20 protein-coding genes are annotated in these 19,302 nt (G+C 61.0%); 16 read left to right on the forward strand and 4 right to left on the reverse strand.

What is annotated here, in order from left to right:
• Nucleotides 1-7: 7 nt before the first annotated feature.
• The 3 genes from BCA01S_RS39515 to BCA01S_RS17490 all read right to left on the reverse strand — a co-directional run bounded on the left by BCA01S_RS39515 (nucleotide 8) and on the right by BCA01S_RS17490 (nucleotide 2,353).
• Nucleotides 8-385 (reverse strand): hypothetical protein, encoded by a 378-nt coding sequence (locus BCA01S_RS39515; protein ID WP_341807737.1) that lies wholly within the window; start codon nucleotides 383-385, stop codon nucleotides 8-10.
• Nucleotides 382-888 (reverse strand): hypothetical protein, encoded by a 507-nt coding sequence (locus tag BCA01S_RS39520; RefSeq protein ID WP_341807738.1) that lies wholly within the window; start codon nucleotides 886-888, stop codon nucleotides 382-384. Before BCA01S_RS39520 ends, BCA01S_RS39515 begins: the two co-directional genes overlap by 4 nt.
• Nucleotides 889-1,492: 604 nt before the next feature.
• Nucleotides 1,493-2,353 carry a hydroxymethylpyrimidine/phosphomethylpyrimidine kinase gene (locus tag BCA01S_RS17490; RefSeq protein ID WP_020069820.1) on the reverse strand — a complete coding sequence of 287 codons (861 nt, stop codon included), beginning with the start codon at nucleotides 2,351-2,353 and terminating at the stop codon, nucleotides 1,493-1,495.
• Between the two features lie 285 nt (nucleotides 2,354-2,638).
• Here BCA01S_RS17490 and BCA01S_RS17495 point away from each other — a divergent pair, with 285 nt between their 5' ends.
• From BCA01S_RS17495 to BCA01S_RS17535, 9 genes are all read left to right on the forward strand, one after another.
• Nucleotides 2,639-2,809 carry a rubredoxin gene (locus tag BCA01S_RS17495; RefSeq protein WP_006047743.1) on the forward strand — a complete coding sequence of 57 codons (171 nt, stop codon included), beginning with the start codon at nucleotides 2,639-2,641 and terminating at the stop codon, nucleotides 2,807-2,809.
• Between the two features lie 259 nt (nucleotides 2,810-3,068).
• Complete coding sequence (locus tag BCA01S_RS17500) at nucleotides 3,069-4,478, forward strand: FimL-related protein (RefSeq protein ID WP_027778008.1); 1,410 nt, start codon at nucleotides 3,069-3,071, stop codon at nucleotides 4,476-4,478.
• A 239-nt stretch (nucleotides 4,479-4,717) separates the two neighbouring features.
• Nucleotides 4,718-5,296, forward strand: coding sequence for a YqgE/AlgH family protein (locus BCA01S_RS17505; RefSeq protein WP_020069822.1), 579 nt, complete (start codon nucleotides 4,718-4,720; stop codon nucleotides 5,294-5,296).
• Between the two features lie 10 nt (nucleotides 5,297-5,306).
• Nucleotides 5,307-5,747, forward strand: coding sequence for a Holliday junction resolvase RuvX (ruvX, locus tag BCA01S_RS17510; RefSeq protein WP_027778009.1), 441 nt, complete (start codon nucleotides 5,307-5,309; stop codon nucleotides 5,745-5,747).
• Nucleotides 5,734-6,273 carry a bifunctional pyr operon transcriptional regulator/uracil phosphoribosyltransferase PyrR gene (pyrR, locus tag BCA01S_RS17515; RefSeq protein WP_027778010.1) on the forward strand — a complete coding sequence of 180 codons (540 nt, stop codon included), beginning with the start codon at nucleotides 5,734-5,736 and terminating at the stop codon, nucleotides 6,271-6,273. Before ruvX ends, pyrR begins: the two co-directional genes overlap by 14 nt.
• 86 nt (nucleotides 6,274-6,359) lie before the next feature.
• The gene (locus BCA01S_RS17520; RefSeq protein WP_020069825.1) at nucleotides 6,360-7,385 is read left to right on the forward strand and encodes an aspartate carbamoyltransferase catalytic subunit; all 1,026 of its coding nucleotides are present in this window, start codon (nucleotides 6,360-6,362) and stop codon (nucleotides 7,383-7,385) included.
• A 44-nt stretch (nucleotides 7,386-7,429) separates the two neighbouring features.
• The gene (locus tag BCA01S_RS17525; protein ID WP_244146008.1) at nucleotides 7,430-8,776 is read left to right on the forward strand and encodes an RNA-guided endonuclease InsQ/TnpB family protein; all 1,347 of its coding nucleotides are present in this window, start codon (nucleotides 7,430-7,432) and stop codon (nucleotides 8,774-8,776) included.
• 14 nt (nucleotides 8,777-8,790) lie between these two features.
• Nucleotides 8,791-10,068 (forward strand): dihydroorotase, encoded by a 1,278-nt coding sequence (locus BCA01S_RS17530; protein WP_027778012.1) that lies wholly within the window; start codon nucleotides 8,791-8,793, stop codon nucleotides 10,066-10,068.
• A 69-nt stretch (nucleotides 10,069-10,137) separates the two neighbouring features.
• Nucleotides 10,138-10,977: a lysophospholipid acyltransferase family protein gene (locus tag BCA01S_RS17535; protein ID WP_027778013.1), complete on the forward strand. Its 840-nt coding sequence runs from the start codon at nucleotides 10,138-10,140 to the stop codon at nucleotides 10,975-10,977.
• 12 nt (nucleotides 10,978-10,989) lie between these two features.
• Here BCA01S_RS17535 and BCA01S_RS17540 read toward each other — a convergent pair whose 3' ends face one another.
• A complete protein-coding gene (locus BCA01S_RS17540; RefSeq protein ID WP_027778014.1) occupies nucleotides 10,990-11,874 on the reverse strand; it encodes a symmetrical bis(5'-nucleosyl)-tetraphosphatase in 885 nt (294 codons plus the stop codon).
• A 203-nt stretch (nucleotides 11,875-12,077) separates the two neighbouring features.
• On the opposite strand from BCA01S_RS17540, the gene BCA01S_RS17545 reads away from it, so the two are divergent.
• The 7 genes from BCA01S_RS17545 to BCA01S_RS17575 all read left to right on the forward strand — a co-directional run bounded on the left by BCA01S_RS17545 (nucleotide 12,078) and on the right by BCA01S_RS17575 (nucleotide 19,178).
• Nucleotides 12,078-12,989, forward strand: coding sequence for a GDP-mannose 4,6-dehydratase (locus BCA01S_RS17545; protein ID WP_027778015.1), 912 nt, complete (start codon nucleotides 12,078-12,080; stop codon nucleotides 12,987-12,989).
• A gap of 298 nt (nucleotides 12,990-13,287) precedes the next feature.
• Nucleotides 13,288-14,343 (forward strand): dTDP-glucose 4,6-dehydratase, encoded by a 1,056-nt coding sequence (rfbB, locus tag BCA01S_RS17550; RefSeq protein ID WP_027778016.1) that lies wholly within the window; start codon nucleotides 13,288-13,290, stop codon nucleotides 14,341-14,343.
• The gene (gene rfbD, locus BCA01S_RS17555; protein WP_027778017.1) at nucleotides 14,333-15,250 is read left to right on the forward strand and encodes a dTDP-4-dehydrorhamnose reductase; all 918 of its coding nucleotides are present in this window, start codon (nucleotides 14,333-14,335) and stop codon (nucleotides 15,248-15,250) included. Before rfbB ends, rfbD begins: the two co-directional genes overlap by 11 nt.
• 11 nt (nucleotides 15,251-15,261) lie before the next feature.
• A complete protein-coding gene (gene rfbA, locus BCA01S_RS17560) occupies nucleotides 15,262-16,131 on the forward strand; it encodes a glucose-1-phosphate thymidylyltransferase RfbA (RefSeq protein WP_042318804.1) in 870 nt (289 codons plus the stop codon).
• 8 nt (nucleotides 16,132-16,139) lie between these two features.
• Nucleotides 16,140-16,688, forward strand: a complete 549-nt coding sequence (gene rfbC, locus BCA01S_RS17565; protein ID WP_027778019.1) for a dTDP-4-dehydrorhamnose 3,5-epimerase — start codon at nucleotides 16,140-16,142, stop codon at nucleotides 16,686-16,688.
• Nucleotides 16,689-16,753: 65 nt separating this feature from the next.
• Nucleotides 16,754-18,049, forward strand: a complete 1,296-nt coding sequence (gene tviB / locus BCA01S_RS17570; protein ID WP_156955062.1) for a Vi polysaccharide biosynthesis UDP-N-acetylglucosamine C-6 dehydrogenase TviB — start codon at nucleotides 16,754-16,756, stop codon at nucleotides 18,047-18,049.
• A 28-nt stretch (nucleotides 18,050-18,077) separates the two neighbouring features.
• Complete coding sequence (locus tag BCA01S_RS17575) at nucleotides 18,078-19,178, forward strand: NAD-dependent epimerase/dehydratase family protein (protein ID WP_027778021.1); 1,101 nt, start codon at nucleotides 18,078-18,080, stop codon at nucleotides 19,176-19,178.
• Nucleotides 19,179-19,302 lie beyond the last annotated feature (124 nt).

Raw genomic sequence — 19,302 nt, forward strand, 5'->3', positions numbered from 1 at the left:
TGAAGGCTTAAACGCAGTGCCAACCCCGGCGCCATACGCCGGCGTTATGAAGCCGTTCTGCCGAATCGGCCACGGCGACATGGAATACGTCCGGCGCGTCCGGCGGCAAAGCGATCGAAAAGCCGGTGTAGGCGCTCGGATAGCCGGCGCTTGCAACATCCGGCCGATGCTCGCCGGTTGAGCCGCTCGCAACGACCTCGCTGCCGACGCGCACTTCGAGCCGCACACTTTGTTCCGGGCGACTGAGGTTCACGGCCCAGCCGGACACGACACCGTCGCGCACCGAGTCGACAAAGCCGTCGTACATATCGGCAAACGTTCGCGCTTCGCCCTGCGCGAACCGCAGGTATTCGTTGATCGGTGCGAGGTCGAAACGGCTGATCACGCCGTGTACTTTGACAAGGAACGCTTCGTCGAAGCCGAATACCACCGAGCTGTGAAGGTACGGATTCTGAGCTGATTAATTTCTGCCTGGATCACGTGAACCAGATTTAGGGCATTCGCGAACACGCTGCCCGACTTATGCGCGTCGCTTTGAATTTCGCGCTTCGCGTATTCGAAGATCTCGTAATCCAGGCGATTGTCCTGAATAAATTTCTGTTTTGCGCTTTCGCTCAACTGACCAATGTTTTTCGCCGAACCGCTCGTAATGTTCGTCTCAAAGTAGAACGGCAATTTCATTCCGGTTTTGGCACAAAGCCGGAGGAGAAATTCGCTCATGTTTTCGCAGATGCCGACTGCGCTGAAGTGATGATGCAGGTTGGCTTTCGCAATACCGAGACTGAGTTCATCCGGCGCCGGATGACCGCTCAACATTTGCACGAATACATTCCTGCCGCCGAGCGACTCGCTGACCCACTCGTCAAGCGAAAGGGCGCCGCGCAGCACGAGCGCTTCGGTTGCCGACACGCTCGCACCGCGTGCAACATCACCGTTTTTTCCGTTCAGTGCATAGCGGTAATGCGATATTTGCCGGGCGAGCGGATCGCGCAGAATGGTGCAATAGGCGAGCGGCGTCTTGAGACTTCTATGAATACCGTACGGTTGATGACCGCCGCCAATGCGCGTTTGAAGTAGCTTGGCACGGCACCGGTCCCAACCGTCGCCGGTCCATTCGAATACGGTGAATTGATCTTTGGCTTTATTCAGGTCGAAAAATGAAATCACCGTGGATCCCCCGCTTTTGGGCGGGTGAATGAAAAACGTGGGCGATGACATAGGAATGTGACGATTTACGATTCCTGAGTGTATCGCGCGCTCTTGTCTCTCGTTGTAACGTTTAATTACGCGACGGATTCTGGATTCGGGGGCGGGACGTCATTTACAGGCCGCTGCCGCGGCGACAAAAGATGGCGTCAGATGCGCGGACCGCCAGGAGACAGGAATTGGGTCAACGCCGCAGCACACGACTACCGCGCACGCCGTGCGAGCGGCGGCGCGCTAACAATCAAAACAGGCAATGGGCGGTAAGGCGAAAAGAGGAGAGCGCGTCTCAGTGCCGCGCTTCGCCGGGCGCCGCGTCCTTGCCGCTTGCCGGCGGCGTTTCGTCGTCGCTGCTGCGAGCCCAGAAGAAGCGATCCGGCATATAGGCGCCCATGCCCGGCCGGAACGCGCTGCGCACCGCCTGATACAGATATTCCTGAGCCTCGCGAACCGCTTCTGCCGGCTCCTGGCCATTGGCGAGGAGTGCAGCGATGGCCGAACCGAGCGTGTCCGTCAGGCCCATGATGCGGTGGCTGCCGCGATCCCACATGTCCTGACGCAACTGGCCGTCTTCGCTGAAAAGCGTATTGACCAGCCGGTGCGTGCCGGTTTCTGTCGACAGAATGTATTCGCAGCCCTGCGACAGCAGATGCGAGATCGCGGCGTCGAGGCTCGGCGCTTCTGCGTCGCCGTCGGGCTGAGCGAGCGCGAGCAGGGTGGCCGAGTCGGCGACCAGCAAGGTGGTTTGCGGCGCAAGCAGGTCGGCAATAGCTTCACGCAGTTCATCGGCGGCGAGGACGTGCTCGTCGTCGAGAGTGAAGTCCGGGGCAAGAATTAGTGGAATGTCGTCGTAATCGGCCACTACTTCGGCGATCGCGCTCACTACCTCGGCGCGCGTGCAGGCGCCGACCTTGAACGCTGCAATCGGCATGTCTTCGAGCAGCATGCGCGCCTGGGTCGCTACAACCTCTGGGTCGAGCCCGTTGACTTCGTCGCAGCTCGCCGAGTCGCGCACGGTATAGCCGGTGAGCACGGAGACGCCATGACAGCCCATGCTGGCAAGGGTCAGCAGGTCGGCTTGCAGGCCAGAGCCGCCGGTAGGATCGGAGAGGCCGAAGGTGAGGACGATCGGAGGCGTGTCGCTGGGCATGAAGATTTACAAAGGAGCAGTATTTTTGGCGCGGTCAGTGCGCAAGCGGCTCAATTATGCGTCCTAAAACGGCGCGGGGGCGTTTTTTCGCATCCCCGTCGGCTTCATCCCGTTCTTCCTGGCTAACCTGTGGCGCGACGCCGCACGCAGCGGCACTTTTCCCATCCGGCATTGCCGAAGGGCGGCGGGCACAGGGACTGCGCGTTTGCGATTGCTAGGCATTGGGGCGGCAACACGGTACCATCATGGCTCCCGTTTCCACGGACTTCACGACGCGATACAAGAATGGAATATCAAAGCTGGATGTGCCTGATTTGCGGCTGGATTTACGACGAAGAAGCCGGTTTGCCGGACGAGGGCATTGCGCCGGGCACGCGCTGGGAAGACGTTCCCATCAACTGGACGTGCCCCGAGTGCGGCGCGCGCAAGGAAGACTTCGAGATGGTTCAGATCTGAAGACAAACGGCGGCCGGCATCGCCCGGCCGAGGTGTGGCATCGCGCCGGAACGTCCTCGTGCTGGCCGTGTCTCCAACCGCAGGTTGACGTTGCGTAGTCTGTCATGGCGCATTGGTCGTTCTGCATTTGTTCCTGTGCAGCTGTCATCGCGCATTTGTCATTGCGCATTTGCCATTGTTCAGTCGCCGGTTCGCGCGTTAGGCGCTCAGTCTGCGTGCGGCGCCCAACGGCGGCCCGCCGACTTTCCGTCGCCAACTCATGACTCTTCGATCCGCAGCACCAGTTCCCTTCGACGCATTGCCCAATCCGCGCGGCGGCGCTGTCCGCCCGGCGGAACTTGCGCTAGCCGAAGCGCTGCTGGCGTTCGAGCAACACACCGGCTGCACTACCGCTCTGGTGCGCGCCTCGCACGCACTGCGCAGCGCGGGCTGGCTGAGTGCCACGCGCTTCGCCGACGTGCTCGTGCGCCTTTCGCCGCTGGCCGCGGGCGATCCGTCCGAGGCCGAAAACGTGCGGCCGGCGTTCGGTGCCGCGCTGCGCGACTTCCGTGCAGCGCTCGAGCGTCACAATCTGCGCGAACTGGCCTGCTCGCCCACGCTCTTCAGTCATTACCGCGAGTTGTGTGCCGACCTCGGCGAACACACCGCGGCTTCTCCAGTGGCTTTCGAAGACCTCGCATTGACCGCGCGCCCCGTGCCGCCGGTTTCGTTTCATGCACAGTCGGCCGAGCAGCTGGCTCATCTGCGTGCGCGCTACGAACGCGCGCTGCTCCCGGTGCTGCGCTCGCAGCCGGATACGGGCAGCGTGGCGGCGCGTGCTGCCACTAACGCCGCGCTCGACGAACTCGACGCTGTATTCACCGAACTCGCCGGTCCCGATCCCTACGACTTCTGGCGTCTTGCCAAAGCCTGCGCTCGTGCATTGCGTGTGAGCGGGCGCGCGGCGGGTGAGCCCGACTCGCGGCGTTTCTACGCGCGTTGCAATCTCGCGCTTGCCGACCATGCACGCGGCATCGAACGTGCGCAGCGCTCGCTCGTGAGAGCTACCCTCGCGCTGCTGTGGCGCGATTACGCACTGTTCGGCGCCGCCGCAGAAGACGCCGACCAGGTCGAGGTGCTGCACGATTACGGCTTGACGGTCGATTGGCACGTCGCGGGCACGCAGGCATCGGAAATGCTTTGGGAAGCCGGAGCGGTGGAGGCGCAGTCACTCAGCGCACGCACTTCCATGACACGCGAACTGGGCGTGCTGAGCGTGAACGCGCATGCGTACGAAGACTTCCTGCAGACGGCCGACGCGGCCATCTCCGCGCTCGCCGAACATGCGCGCGCCGCGGACCAGCCTGAGAAGGCCGATCCGAGCGAAGCGCTCCAGGCGGGCGATGCCGCGTATCGGCTCGGGTCCGCAGCTTGCGCGCTCGGTCTCGGCCATGTTGCGCTGCTGGCCGATGCGCTGGGGCTCGCCTGGCGCCGTCGCGCTCATGCTGGCGTGGCGACGCCTGCGGTGCGTGCGCACGTGATCGTCGACGCGCCCGCGGCCAGTGCGCTGGAAGGCGCGGCCGAGGCATTGCGCGCCACGCTGCACAAGGTGGCGGCGGGCGTGGCGCCGCCGGCCAGCGGCGCGGCGCTGAGCGCGCTCACGCGGGCAATCGAGCAGGGCGGCGCGTAACCGGCGTCACGAGCGCCAGGGCCGCGCAGCGAGCGCATCAGGTACGCAACTGCGCAGGCAACGAAGTAGGCAACAAGCAGGCAAGCGCGCAGGCCCAAGCTGCACCGTGGCAAGGCCCGCGTGCGTGATAGAGTGCAACATGAATCGCCGTCGATGGCTTGCGGCACGCTCCATGACTCGCGTCGCCAATCCACGCTCAAAGCCCGCCATCCTGCACTGTCTTTGCTAAAATCCGAACTATGTCCAAGAGTACCGATCGCATCAATCTGACCAACCAGTTCCTGATCGCCATGCCCAACATGGCCGATCCGACGTTTTCAGGAACGGTGGTCTACCTTTGCGATCACAGTGAGCGCGGCGCGCTCGGCCTCGTGATCAACCGGCCGACCGATATCGACCTGGAAGCGCTCTTCAGTCGCATCGACCTCAAGCTCGAAATCGAGCCTCTCCTTCATGTTCCCGTGTATTTCGGCGGCCCGGTGCAAACCGAGCGCGGCTTCGTGCTGCACGACCCGAAAGACGGCAACACTTATACGTCGTCCATGTCGGTGCCGGGCGGTCTCGAGATGACCACGTCGAAAGACGTACTCGAGGCGGTTGCGAGCGGCACCGGTCCCGAACGTTTCCTGCTCACGCTCGGTCATGCCGGCTGGGGCGCGGGTCAGCTCGAAGAAGAGATTTCGAAAAACGGCTGGTTGACGGTCGAGGCCGATCCGAAAATCGTGTTCGACGTTCCGGCCGAAGAGCGTCTCGAAGCGGCGCTGGCGCTGCTCGGCATTTCGCTGTCCATGCTGTCGGGCGAGGCCGGGCACGCATGAGGGGCGCCGCATGAGCCTGCCGGCCGGACGTGAGGCGACGCTGCTTGCGTTCGACTACGGTGAAAAGCGTATCGGCGTGGCGGTCGGCAATTCGCTGACGAAGAGCGCGCGGCCGCTCGTCATCGTGCAGAATCGCAGCCGCGAATATCGCTTCGCAGAGGTCGGCAAATTGATCGCCGAATGGAAGCCGGACGCGCTCGTCGTCGGCTTGCCGATGCACCCGGACGGCACGCCGCACGAAATGACGCAACTCGCCAAGCGCTTTGGAAATCAGTTGAACGGCCGCTTCAATTTGCCCGTCACGTGGATCGACGAGCGTTATTCGTCGGTAGAGGCAAAGTCGGGTATTCGCGAGGGCAAGGGCCGTGCCGACATGCTCGACGCCGAAGCCGCCAGCATTATCCTTCAGCAATATCTAGACGGACTTTCCGACAATCATGAGTTCCATTGACGCCGAAGCGCTTTATCGCGCGCTGCTCGACCAGATTCGTGCCGCCTATGGCAACGAGTTCGGTGCGGCACAAAACGGTGCCGAGGGCGCCGTGCTCGCCGGCATATACAGCGGCGGTGCGTGGCTCGCCGAACGGCTCGCGCATGATCTGAAGCTTCCGAGTTTCGGCGTTGTGAATGTCGCATTGCATCGGGACGACTACGCGAAGAAAGGTCTGCACTCGCAGGCGAGTCCGACATCGCTGCCGTTTTCCGTCGACGGTCGCCGCATCGTGCTGGTCGACGACGTGCTGTACACCGGCCGCACGATCCGCGCAGCGCTTAATGAACTCTACGACTACGGCCGCCCGGCGGCGGTCGAACTGGCGGTGCTCGCCGATCGCGGCGGGCGCGAGTTGCCGGTGGCGGCACGCTTCGTCGGCGGCGTGGTGGATGTGCCCGCAGACGCGACGCTCGTGCTCGCGCGCGAGGAGGGCAGCGCAGGCCAGCCGCGTTTCACCTTTCACACCGAAGCCCGCGCCGATTGAGCACGGCATCGGGCGCGAGTGCGCACGCACCGCGACTCGCCGCCCGCCGCACACACGTTGAAGTCCGTATCTCCAGCAGGTAACTCATGAACACCGCGAACCAGGCCTCTCACGACCAAGCCGATAGCGCCACCGAGCGCTTCCGCTACGGCTTCCTGAAGGGCAACCCGCAGCTCACGAAAAACGGCGAGCTGAAGCATCTGTTGTCGATTGAAGGTTTGCCGAAGGCGATCGTCAACCATATTCTCGACACGGCAAGCCAGTTCGTCAGCGTGACGGATCGCGAGGTCAAGAAGGTCCCGCTGCTGCGCGGCAAGTCGGTCTTCAATCTGTTCTTCGAGAATTCGACGCGCACACGCACCACGTTTGAAATTGCCGCGACGCGGTTGTCGGCCGACGTGCTGAATCTGAACATCAACGCTTCGTCTACGAGCAAGGGCGAATCGCTGCTCGACACGATCAACAATCTGTCGGCCATGCACGCCGACATGTTCGTCGTGCGTCATGCGTCGAGCGGCGCGCCGTATCTGATCGCCCAGCACTGCGCACCGCACGTGCACGTGATCAATGCCGGCGACGGCCGTCATGCGCACCCCACCCAGGGTCTGCTCGACATGTACACGATCCGCCACTACAAGAAGGACTTCACGAATCTGCGTGTGGCGATTGTCGGCGACATTCTGCATTCGCGCGTCGCCCGCTCGGACATTCACGCGCTGACCACGCTTGGCGTACCCGAAGTGCGCGCGATCGGCCCGCGCACGCTGCTGCCGGGCGGCCTCGAACAAATGGGCGTTCGGGTGTTCCACAACCTCGACGAAGGGCTGAAGGACGTCGACGTGATCATCATGCTGCGTCTGCAGAACGAGCGGATGAGCGGCGCGCTGCTGCCGTCGGCGCAGGAGTATTTCAAGAGCTGGGGCCTGACGCCCGAGCGGCTCGCGCTCGCGAAGCCCGACGCAATCGTGATGCACCCGGGCCCGATGAATCGCGGCGTCGAAATCGATTCGCAGGTGGCCGACGGTCCGCAATCGGTGATCCTGAATCAGGTGACGTTCGGCATTGCAGTGCGCATGGCGGTGATGGGGATCGTCGCGGGCAATAACGATTGAGTAATTAGCGTTAAGGCAGCGAACAAATCCTTGCTCACAGGAGCATGGCAGCTGGATCTGTTAGTGTTGTCTTCCTTTGTGCTCCACGGTTCGATCATGTTGGTATGGCAAGTATGGAACGCCGCAAAGTCACCTTCAGGCTCTACCCCACCGCCACGCAGGCCGAGCGCCTGACGGGCTGGATCCGCTTGCACTGTGAGCTGTACAACGGGGCGCTCGAGGAGCGAATGGACTCGTATCGGAAGACGGGTAGATCGATCGGTTATTACGAACAGCAGAACGCGTTGCCGGCGATTAAAGCTGATCGCCCGGAGTTTGTCGAGCTAGGTAGTCACGCCCTCCAGCAGACACTGCGCCGGCTGGATCTCGCGTTTCAGGCGTTCCTTCGCCGTCTCAACGCTGGACAGAAGCCGGGTTTCCCGCGCTTCAAGGCCAGCAAGCGGTTTTCTGGTTTTTGCTACCCGGATCCGGCAGGCTGGAAACTCATGCAGTCCGGCGCGCGCGGCGCGACGATTCGGGTGGGCAGCGGCAAGCAGGCCATGTCGATCCGCGCGCGTGGCCGGCATCGGTTCGGCGAAAGTGTGAAGCCCAACGACCTCACGATCATGCGCAAGAACGACGAGTGGTTCGCGTCTGTCACTTTGCGGGCATCGGCGGCGGCTTGCGCCCGTGTGCGCAATGGTGACGATTATCGCGGCGTTGACTTCGGTATCAACGACTGGGCCACGTTCGACAATGGCGAGACGATCGCCAATCCGCGATTCATCCGCAATGAGCTTGCGCGGATGGGGGATCTGCAGCGTTGCAGATCGAGGAAACATCGTGGATCTGTCCGCCATATGCGGCTCGGTCGGCAAGTGGCGAAACTTCACGCGCGCATCGGTAACCTGCGTCGTGAGTTTCTTCACACCACGACCTCCAACATTGTCGCGTCCTGCGCGGTGCTCGCCACAGAAGAACTGCGCACGCAAAGCATGAGCCGTTCGGCCGGGCGCACGCATGACAAGCCTGGCCGGATGGTTAGGCAAAAGGCTGGACTGAATCGCGAGATCCTGTCGGCCGGATTCAGTATGGCGCACAAAATGCTCGCGTACAAAGCGGTAGAGGCTGGTACGCGGCTACATATCTCGAACACACTCAAGTTAAAGCCTTCGCAGCGCTGCGCTGCGTGTTGGGAGATCGTGCCCAAAGCGCTCGCGAAACGTGTGCATGAGTGTCCACATTGCGGACATATTGCACCGCGCGATCAAAACGCAGCGTCGGTCGTCCTGATTGACGCACACACGCCTGGGACGGGCGTGGCGGCGAGACCCAAACCTCTGTCGCGGCAACGCGCCAAGCCAAAGTCGGTGACCCGCGAAACCCCTGCTACAGTATCGCCCGACGCTTAGTAGAGGGAGAGTTCATGATTCATATTCAAGGCGGCACGCTGATCGATCCGGCAGCGGGTACCGAACAGCAGCAGGACGTTTTCATCGAGGCGGGCAAGATCGTCGCGCTCGGCAACGCGCCCGCCGGTTTCGAGGCGACGCAAACCATCGACGCGCGCGGTCTGCATATCGCGCCCGGTCTCGTCGACCTGTCTGCGCGTCTGCGCGAGCCGGGCTTTGAACACAAGGCCACGCTCGAATCGGAGATGGCCGCGGCGCTCGCTGGCGGCGTGACGAGCCTCGTTTGTCCGCCGGACACCGATCCGACGCTCGACGAACCCGGTCTCGTCGAAATGCTGAAGTTCCGCGCCCGTAATCTCGATCAGGCGCATGTGTATCCACTCGGCGCGTTGACGGTCGGCCTGAAAGGCCAGGTCATCACGGAAATGGTCGAACTGACCGAAGCGGGCTGCATCGGCTTTTCGCAGGCCGACGCGCCGATGGTGGATACGCAGGTGTTGATGCGCGCGCTTCAATACGCGAAAACGTATGGATACACGGTGTGGCTGCGTCCTGTGGATGCCTATCTCGGCAAGGGCGGCGTGGCGGCGAGCGGCGCGCTGGCGTCGCGGCTCGGCCTCTCCGGCGTGCCCGTCGCGGCGGAAACCATCGCGCTGCATACCATCTTCGAACTCGTGCGGGTGACGGGCGCGCGGGTGCATCTGTCGCATGTGTCGTCAGCGGCGGGCATCGCGCTCATGCGCGAGGCAAAGGCCGAGGGCTTGCCGGTTTCGTGCGACGTCACCGTAAACCACGTGCATCTGATCGACCTCGACATCGGCTACTTCGATGCGCAGTTTCGGCTCGACCCGCCGCTGCGTCAGCAGCGCGATCGCGAAGCGATCCGCGCGGGTCTTGTCGACGGCACCATCGACGCGATCTGCTCCGACCACACACCGGTCGATGACGACGAAAAACTGCTGCCCTTTGGCGAAGCGACGCCGGGCGCTACCGGCCTCGAGCTGTTTCTGTCGCTAACGGTGAAGTGGGCCGACGAAGCCGGTGTGCCGCTTGCAAAGGCGCTCAACCGCATCACCGCAGCGCCGGCCGCCGTGCTCGATCTGCCAGCGGCGGGCAGCGTTGCGGTAGGCAGCGTAGCCGACCTGTGCGTGTTCGACCGGCACGCGCATTGGCGCGTCGAACCGCGCGCGCTGAAGAGTCAGGGGCATAACACGCCGTTTCTCGGTTACGAATTGCCGGCTCGCGTTCGCGCGACCATCGTGGCCGGCCGTGTCGCATTCGAGCAGCGCTAACGTGCCCGGCATGGCTCACGCATTGGCCAGTCTGGATTTCGCATCGACCCGCAACGGAAAGCTCCGAACATGAAGCTCGCGTTACGCAAGGCCCGTCTCATCGCGCATCTGCTGCACGGCACGTGGATCGTGGCGACGCGCTTTCCGAAAGCTGACGCGGACCGGCGTCACGCGCTCAATCGCGAATGGTCGCTCAAGATGCTGCGCCTGTGCGGCATGCGGCTCGTCGTGCATAACGACAGCGCGCGGCTCGACCGCGGCGCGCTGGTAGTGGCCAATCACATCTCGTGGATCGACATCTATGTGATCAATGCGTGGCGGCCCACGCCGTTCGTGTCGAAGGCCGAGATCCGCCAATGGCCGTTGGTCGGCTGGCTCGCGCAGCAACTGGACACGGTGTTCATTCAGCGCGAGAAGCGCAGCGACGCAAAGCGGATCATGCATGAGCTGTCCGACCGTTTGAGCGCGGGCGAGCTGATGTGCGTGTTTCCGGAAGGCACGACGTCCAATGGACTCGCGGTGCTGCCGTTTCACGCGAATATGTTTCAGGCGGCGGTGTCGGCGTGCGCGCCGGTGCAGCCGCTGTGCATCATGTATGAAGACGCGCAAGGCCGGCAGTCCACGGCGCCTGCCTATATCGACGATCTCTCGCTCGCGGACTCGCTTGACTTGCTGCTGCGCGGCGGGCCGTTGACCGCACATGTGTACGTGTGTGCGCCGCTTGCGGCGGGCGCGGACCGTCGTGCGTTGGCGGCGCAAGCGCAAGGCGTAATCGAAGCGGCGCTGCGGGAGATGCAGGGCGGCGCGGCAACAAGCGGCGCGCTCGTCGCCGAACAGGCGGAAATGTCCGCATCCGCCGAAACAATGATTGAACCCGCCGACAACCCGCTCCGCTCGCCAGGCGTCTAAATCCCGTACCGCTTAATTGCCGCCGCTCGAGCGACAGTTGTCGCATTGGACCTGGGTGAGTGTGCGTTCCGCGGGAATCTGCGCGAGCCGCACCGCTGACAGCTTTTCGCCCCACACGCAGCCAGAGTCGAGTCCGATCAGGTTGTCGCGCAGCATCAGCCCTAGCGCGGCCCAATGGCCGAACACCACGGTCACGTCGGCGGTCTTGCGCCAAGGCACGTCGAACCAGGGCATGCAGCCGGGCGGCGCGGCGTTCAGGCCGCCGCTGCTGCTGAAGTCCATCGCGCCTTCCGCACTGCAGAAGCGCACGCGCGTCAACGCGCTGCAGGTGACGCGCAGACGCTCGATGCCTTTCAGATTCGGCGTCCACAGGCTCGGCTCGTTGCCATACAGGCCCGCCAGTGTCTCCTTCCAGTTCGGCGCGCGCAGCGCCCGCTGCAATTCGTCGGCGAGTTCGAGCGTGAGGTTCACGTCCCATTGCGGCACCACGCCCGCGTGCACCATCAGCATGCCGTTCTCGTAATGCGCGATAGGGCGGTGACGGACCCATTCGAGCAGGTCGTCAGCATCGGGTGCGGCCAGAATGTCGTCGATCGTGTCGCCCTTTTTCGACTTGCGAATTCCCGCCGACACCGACAGCAGATGCAGATCGTGATTGCCCAGCACCGGCACCGCGCGATCGCCGAGCGCGATGATGTCGCGCAGCGTGGCAAGCGATTCGGCGCCGCGGTTGATCAGATCGCCCGCGAACCATAGCGGCGTGCCGGCCGGCGGCGCGGCCTTCGCGAGCAGCCGCTGGAACGGCGTGCGGCATCCTTGCAGATCGCCGAAGGCCAGAGGCACGGGTTGCTGCTGCGAAATTGACGAAAGGGATGAAGGCGCGGTGAAGGGAGTCATCGAGGAAATGTTTGCGGTTCGATACACGCGGCGGCGAACAGGGTGTGCCGCGTTGGGCAGTGCAGCAAGCGAGCGTGACATAATAGCCCGTTTGAAGCGCCGGCATCGCGCCATGCCTCGGCTACCGCTGTTGTCGCCGCATGCAGTGAACGACCGGCGCGATATTGCATCACAACAGGATGACCCTCGTGAACGGAGAAAGCATGTCGTCTTTCGATGCAAAGAAACCCGTCCGCACGCTCGTCACCGGGGCGAGCGGCTTCACTGGCCGCTATCTGGTCGATAATCTGCTCGGTCGCGGCCATACCGTGATCGAAACCTTCGCCGGCCGCGACGAGCGGGAAACGCCCACGCGTTTGAGGCTCGATATCACCTCGCCGGAGAACTGCCGGCGCGTGATCGAAACGGCGCGGCCCGACTATATCGTTCATCTCGCTGCGATCAGCTTTGTCGGCCACGACGATCCGCTCGACTTCTACCGCGTCAACGTGATCGGCACGCTGAATCTGCTGGAAGCGTGTGCCGCGACCGGTCATACGCCGCGCAAGGTGCTGATCGCGAGCAGCGCGAACGTGTATGGCAACGTGACGAGCGATGCGATCGACGAAAGTTTTCCGCTCACACCGGTCAATCACTACGCGGCCAGCAAGGCGGCCATGGAAACGATGGTGCACACCTGGTTCGACCGGCTGCCTATCCTGATCGTGCGTCCGTTCAACTACACGGGCCGCGGACAGACGTCGAACTTCCTCGTGCCGAAGATCGTCGAGCACTTCGCGCGGCGCGAGCTCTCTATCGAACTGGGCAATATCGATGTGGCACGGGATTTTTCCGACGTGCGCTACGTGGCGAATGCTTATGAGGCTTTGCTGGAGGCAGAGGCCGCTTCTGAAACGGTCAATGTCTGTACCGGCACGCCTTATACGCTGCGGGACATTCTCTCGGCGGCGAGTGAGCTGACCGGACATGAGCTCGAGATTCAGGTCAATCCTGCGTTCGTGCGGCAAACCGACGTGAAGATGCTGGCCGGGTCGCCGGCCAAGCTGCGCTCGCTGGTGCCGGAGGTTGAGGCGATTCCATTTATGGACACGCTATGGTGGATGTTGGCGGCTTAATTGGCGAAACCGGCGGTATCTGCGGACATCTGCCGTCATTCTGAGTTGTGGCGTCGCAACAAACCACTCGCTTGTAGGTCAATGGACAACAAGGTGGTCAAGCTGTTTCAAATCGTTAGGGTTCTGGTTTTTGCCCCGGGCGGCTTTATAATCAGGGCTTTATAAGATTGGTGTTTGAGCGGCTGTCCGCTGTGCGAGGGGTAGCGCCGGGCGCTGACAAGAATCCAACGCCACAACGCGAGGTTGCGTGGATCGGCAAGCGATTTCGATCTGCCTCCAACATCTAGAAGGGAAATTCATGATCCTGGTAACGGGCGGTGCCGGCTTTATCGGCGCCAATTTCGTGCTCGACTGGCTCGATGCGTCGGACGAAGCGGTGCTGAATGTGGACAAGCTGACCTACGCCGGGAATCTGGGTACGCTCAAGTCGCAACAGGCCAATCCCCGGCATGTGTTCGTGCGGGCCGATATCTGCGATCGTGCGGCGATGGATGCGCTTTTTGCCGAGCACAAGCCGCGTGCTGTGCTTCACTTTGCGGCTGAAAGCCATGTGGATCGCTCGATTCACGGCCCGGCTGATTTCGTGCAGACCAATGTGGTCGGCACCTTCACGTTGCTCGAAGCCACCCGTCAGTACTGGAATACGCTCGGCGAGGCTGACAAGGCCGCATTCCGTTTTCTGCATGTCTCGACCGACGAGGTGTTCGGTTCGCTGTCGGCCAGCGACGCGCAGTTCTCCGAAACGACGCCCTACGCGCCGAACAGCCCGTACTCGGCCACGAAGGCGGCCGCGGATCATCTGGTGCGTGCCTACCATCACACGTATGGCTTGCCGACGCTGACGACGAACTGCTCAAATAACTACGGCCCGTATCACTTCCCCGAGAAGCTGATCCCCCTGATGATTGCCAACGCACTGGGCGGCAAGCCGCTGCCTGTGTATGGCGACGGACTCAACGTGCGCGACTGGCTGTATGTTGGCGACCACTGCGCAGCGATTCGTGAGGTGTTGGCGCGCGGCACGTTGGGCGAATCCTACAATGTGGGCGGCTGGAACGAAAAGACCAATCTCGACGTAGTGCACACCTTGTGCGATCTGCTCGACGATCTGCGTCCGAAGGCATCCGGGTCATACCGCGACCAGATTACTTTCGTTAAGGACCGCCCCGGTCACGACCGTCGCTATGCTATCGATGCCCGCAAGCTTGAGCGGGAGCTCGGCTGGAAACCGGCCGAGACCTTTGAGACGGGTCTGCGCAAGACGGTGAAATGGTATCTGGACAACCAGGACTGGGTGCAGGATGTGATGTCTGGTGAATACCGCAATTGGGTGGCGAAGCAATATGCAGCCTAAGGCGACGCGTATTCCCACGTTGCTTGTGACCGGAAGCAACGGCCAGCTCGGCTTCGAGCTGCGTCGCAGCTTGGCGCCGCTGGGTCATGTGATTGCACTGGACCGTGCGGGATGCGATCTGGCGCGGCCGGATGAGTTGCGCCGCCTCGTACGTGAATTGCGGCCGGACATCATCGTCAACCCCGCAGCTTATACCGCCGTCGACAAAGCCGAGACTGAGACTAGTCTCGCGCACGCCATCAACGGTACCGCGCCCGGTGTGTTTGCCGAGGAGGCCAAAGCTCTGGGCAGCCTGCTGGTGCACTATTCGACCGACTATGTATTTGATGGCCGCAAGGTTGGTGCGTATGTCGAATCTGATGCAGTGAACCCGCAGTCTGTCTACGGCAAGAGCAAGCTAGCCGGCGAGCGGGCCATTGCAGCGTCCGGTGCGACGGCCTTGGTGTTTCGCACCTGCTGGGTGGCCGGCGCTCATGGCGGTAACTTCGCCAAGACTATGCTCAAGCTGGGCCGCGAGCGCGACAGCCTGCGTGTGATTGCCGACCAGTTCGGTGCGCCGACTACCGCCGCCCTGATTGCCGACGTGACTGCACAGATTGTCTCGCGCCACTGGCTGCACGATCGACGCGACGCTTTCCCCGCCGGCGTCTACCATCTGGCCGCTGCTGGCGAAACGACGTGGCACGGCTATGCTAATGAAGTGCTGCGTGGCGCGGCGGCACGCGGAGTAGAGCTGAAGGTGGATCCGGCACTTATCGAAGCGATTCCGACTACCGCTTATCCGCTCCCCGCACCGCGTCCGGCCAACTCGCGCTTGAATACTGGCATGCTGCGCGAGACTTTCGACATCCACCTTCCGGATTGGCAGCAGGGCATTCAATTCCTGCTCGACCAGATCCTTTCCTGATCATTCGCACTATGCGCAAAGGTATCATCCTTGCCGGCGGTTCCGGCACGCGGCTGCACCCGGCCACACTTGCGATCAGCAAGCAACTGCTGCAGGTGTACGACAAGCCACTGATCTACTACCCGCTTTCCACGCTGATGTTAGGTGGCATGCGAGACGTTCTGATCATCAGCACGCCACAGGACACGCCCCGCTTCCAGCAACTGCTGGGCGACGGCAGTCAGTGGGGCATGAACCTGCAATACGCGGTTCAGCCCAGTCCGGATGGATTGGCGCAGGCGTTCATTATCGGGGACCAGTTTCTGGGCGCCTCTCCCAGCGCGTTGGTGTTGGGTGACAACATTTTCTATGGCCACGACTTTCAGGGGCTATTGAGGCAGGCCGACCAGCAAACCAGCGGTGCGACTATCTTTGCTTATCATGTGCAGGACCCCGAGCGCTACGGCGTGGTGAATTTCGACAAGATGGGGAAGGCCCAAAATGTTGAAGAAAAGCCCAAGGTTCCGAAGAGCAATTTTGCCGTTACTGGTCTCTATTTTTACGACAACCAGGTGGTAGACATCGCTAGGGCGGTCGAGCCCAGTGCACGCGGCGAACTGGAAATTACGGCGGTTAACCAGGCGTACCTGGAGCGCGGCCAACTCAATGTGCAGATCATGCAGCGTGGCTACGCGTGGCTGGACACAGGTACTCACGAAAGTATGCTGGAAGCAGGCCAGTTCATTGCCACGTTGGAACATCGTCAGGGTCTGAAGATCGCTTGCCCGGAAGAAATCGCTTGGCGTCATGGCTTTATCACGGACGAGCAGCTCGAGAAATTGGCTCAGCCGTTGGCCAAGAGTGGCTACGGACAGTACATTTTGCGTTTGCTGAAGGAATAGGACAAATCATGAAAGTTACCCCCACGGCAATTCCTGAGGTTTTGATTATTGAACCGATGGTGTTCGCCGATGCGCGTGGCTTCTTCTGCGAGAGTTTCAATCAGAAAGCCTTCGCCGATGCGACGGGTTTGAGCCCGCATTTCGTACAAGATAACCACAGCCGCAGTGGCAAAGGCGTGCTGCGTGGCCTGCATTACCAAATTCGGCAACCGCAAGGAAAGCTGATGCGTGTGACGCGCGGCGCGGTATTTGATGTCGCCGTGGATATCCGTAAAACCTCCGACACGTTTGGCAAATGGGTTGGCATTGAACTGACGGGCGAAAATCACAGGCAATTCTGGGTGCCGGCTGGTTTCGCTCACGGCTTTGTCGTGCTCAGTGAATCCGCGGATTTCTTGTACAAGACGACGGACTACTACGCTCCGGAGCATGAGCGTTGCATTGCCTGGAATGACCCGGAAATCGGGATCGAATGGCCCGAGTTGGGCTGCGAGCCGATACTGTCCAGCAAAGATCAGAAGGGTGTGGCCCTTGCCCGCGCCGAGGCGTTTGTCTGATCGTTCCCGACGCGTCATAGGCACCAGTTCTGTTCCGTCAACAATTTTGAATCTACTCAATGTCCATGTCTTCTACTTTGCCTATTAACTTAACTCAGGCGAGAATCGCCGTAATCGGTCTTGGCTACGTTGGCTTGCCGCTGGCTGTGGAGTTTGGCAAACAGCGTCCGGTAGTGGGTTTTGATATTAATCCCGCGCGGATCGCCGAGCTCGAGTCGGGACAAGACGGTACCTTGGAGGTCAGCCCGGAAGAACTCAAAACTGCCGGCGGACTTAGTTACAGCAGCAACACGGAAGACCTAAAGGCTTGCAAGATCTTCATCGTCACCGTTCCTACCCCAGTGGATCAGGCCAACCGCCCCGACTTGACTCCACTAGTCAAAGCCAGCGAGACCGTTGGCAAGGTCATGCCGCAGGGCTCCGTGGTGATCTACGAATCGACCGTCTACCCCGGAGCAACTGAAGAGATTTGCGTGCCGGCGCTTGAGCGCGTCAGTGGCAAAAAGTTTAACGTAGATTTTTTTTGTGGCTATAGTCCCGAACGCATCAACCCCGGCGACAAACAACATCGTTTGCCGACTATCACCAAGGTTACCAGCGGTAGCACTGCCGATGTCGCCGAAGCGGTTGATCGCCTATATGCGCAAATCGTTACGGCGGGCACGCATAAGGCCAGCAGCATAAAGGTAGCGGAAGCCGCCAAGGTAATCGAGAACACGCAGCGCGATGTCAATATCGCTCTAATGAACGAACTCAGCCTCATTTTTCACAGGCTGGGTATCGATACGCTGGAAGTGCTGCAGGCTGCTGGCACCAAGTGGAACTTCTTGCCATTCCGTCCTGGCCTCGTGGGCGGCCATTGCATTGGCGTTGATCCTTACTACCTTACTCATAAAGCTCAAGAAGTCGGCTATCACTCGGAGGTGATTCTTGCGGGTCGCCGCATCAATGACAACATGGCGAGCCATGTTGCCGATGAAACGATCAAGCTGATGTTGCGTAAGAATTTGCCCGTCCTTGGTAGCAAAGTCCTGATCCTTGGGCTCACATTCAAGGAGAACTGCCCGGACGTTCGCAACACCAAGGTTGTGGACATCGTTCGTACCCTGCGTAGCTATAACGCGCACGTCGATGTGTACGATCCCTGGATCATCACGGACGATGCGGAGCGCGAATACGGCCTGAAGTGTCTGCGCGCCATGCCGGCGCCGGGGCAATATGCAGCGATCATCCTGGCCGTCGGTCACCAGCAGTTCGTCACGCTGGGCGAACAGGGCATTAAAGCGCTGGGCCAGCCCGGGGCAATCCTGTTTGACGTCAAGGGCATCTTGCCCTTGGGCGCAGCGGATGGCCGTCTGTAAATAAGAATAGTGCCTGAATCGGATCCATATGACAGAGTCTTCCTCCCAAACCACCGCCTACGATCAACTTAAACTTCAGCTGTGCGCCGAGTCGCACACCTGGCTGGTTACAGGCGTGGCCGGCTTTATTGGCAGCAACCTGCTTGAGATCTTGCTACGGTTAAACCAGCGCGTAGTAGGTCTCGACAACTTCATGACGGGCCATCGCCGCAATCTTGATGAAGTGCGGTCGCTGGTGACTGCAGAACAGTGGGCCAATTTCCAGTTTATTGAGGGGGATATCCGCGAACTAGATGACTGTCGCCGCGCGATGACCTTTCATCCGTCGTTCGAGAGTCGCGGTCCCGAGGCGCTGTCCGCCGGGCTCACCTTCCCGGTTGAATACGTTCTCCATCAAGCGGCCCTAGGCTCGGTCCCCCGCAGTCTTGCGGATCCCATTGCGACGAATACGACCAATATTTCTGGTTTCCTGAACATGTTGGTTGCTGCTCGTGATGCCGAAGTGAAGAGTTTCACTTACGCTGCTAGCAGCAGTACTTACGGTGATCACCCGGATTTGCCGAAGGTGGAAAATCGCATCGGCAAACCATTGAGTCCATATGCTGTAACCAAGTACGTAAACGAACTCTATGCGGATGTCTTTGCACGTTGCTATGGATTCAACACTATTGGGCTTCGGTATTTCAATGTATTCGGAGCGAGGCAGGATCCTAACGGGGCCTATGCCGCTGTCGTTCCAAAATGGGCGGCAGCGATGATCGAGGGGCATGAAGTCTATATTAACGGTGATGGAGAGACCAGCCGTGACTTTTGCTATATTTCCAATGCGGTGCAGGCCAATTTGCTAGCGGCTACCGTTACGGATCCCGAGGCCAAGAATCAAGTCTACAATGTAGCTTTGGGAGATCGCACCACATTGAATGACCTTTTCAGGTTCCTGAAAAGCAGCCTGAATAAGCGTGGCGTTGCGTACGGCAGAGAGCCCAATTATCGCGATTTTCGTGCGGGCGACGTGCGGCATAGCCAGGCAGATATCGGCAAAGCGCGGAATTTGTTGGCATATGCTCCCGAGCATCGCCTCGAGGCCGGTATTGAGCAGGCGATGCCTTGGTACATTGCGAACGTTTGAATACCGGCGCGCCCGTATCGGGCTATTCGCCGTTGATCCAATTCATCTCGGTTCTGATATCACGCCGCAAGCACATTGGCGAAGTGAGAATCTTGGAACAAGGAGATTATTTGTCTGAACCTTC

The organism is Paraburkholderia caledonica NBRC 102488, from assembly GCF_000685095.1.
Classification (GTDB): Bacteria; Pseudomonadota; Gammaproteobacteria; order Burkholderiales; family Burkholderiaceae; genus Paraburkholderia; species Paraburkholderia caledonica.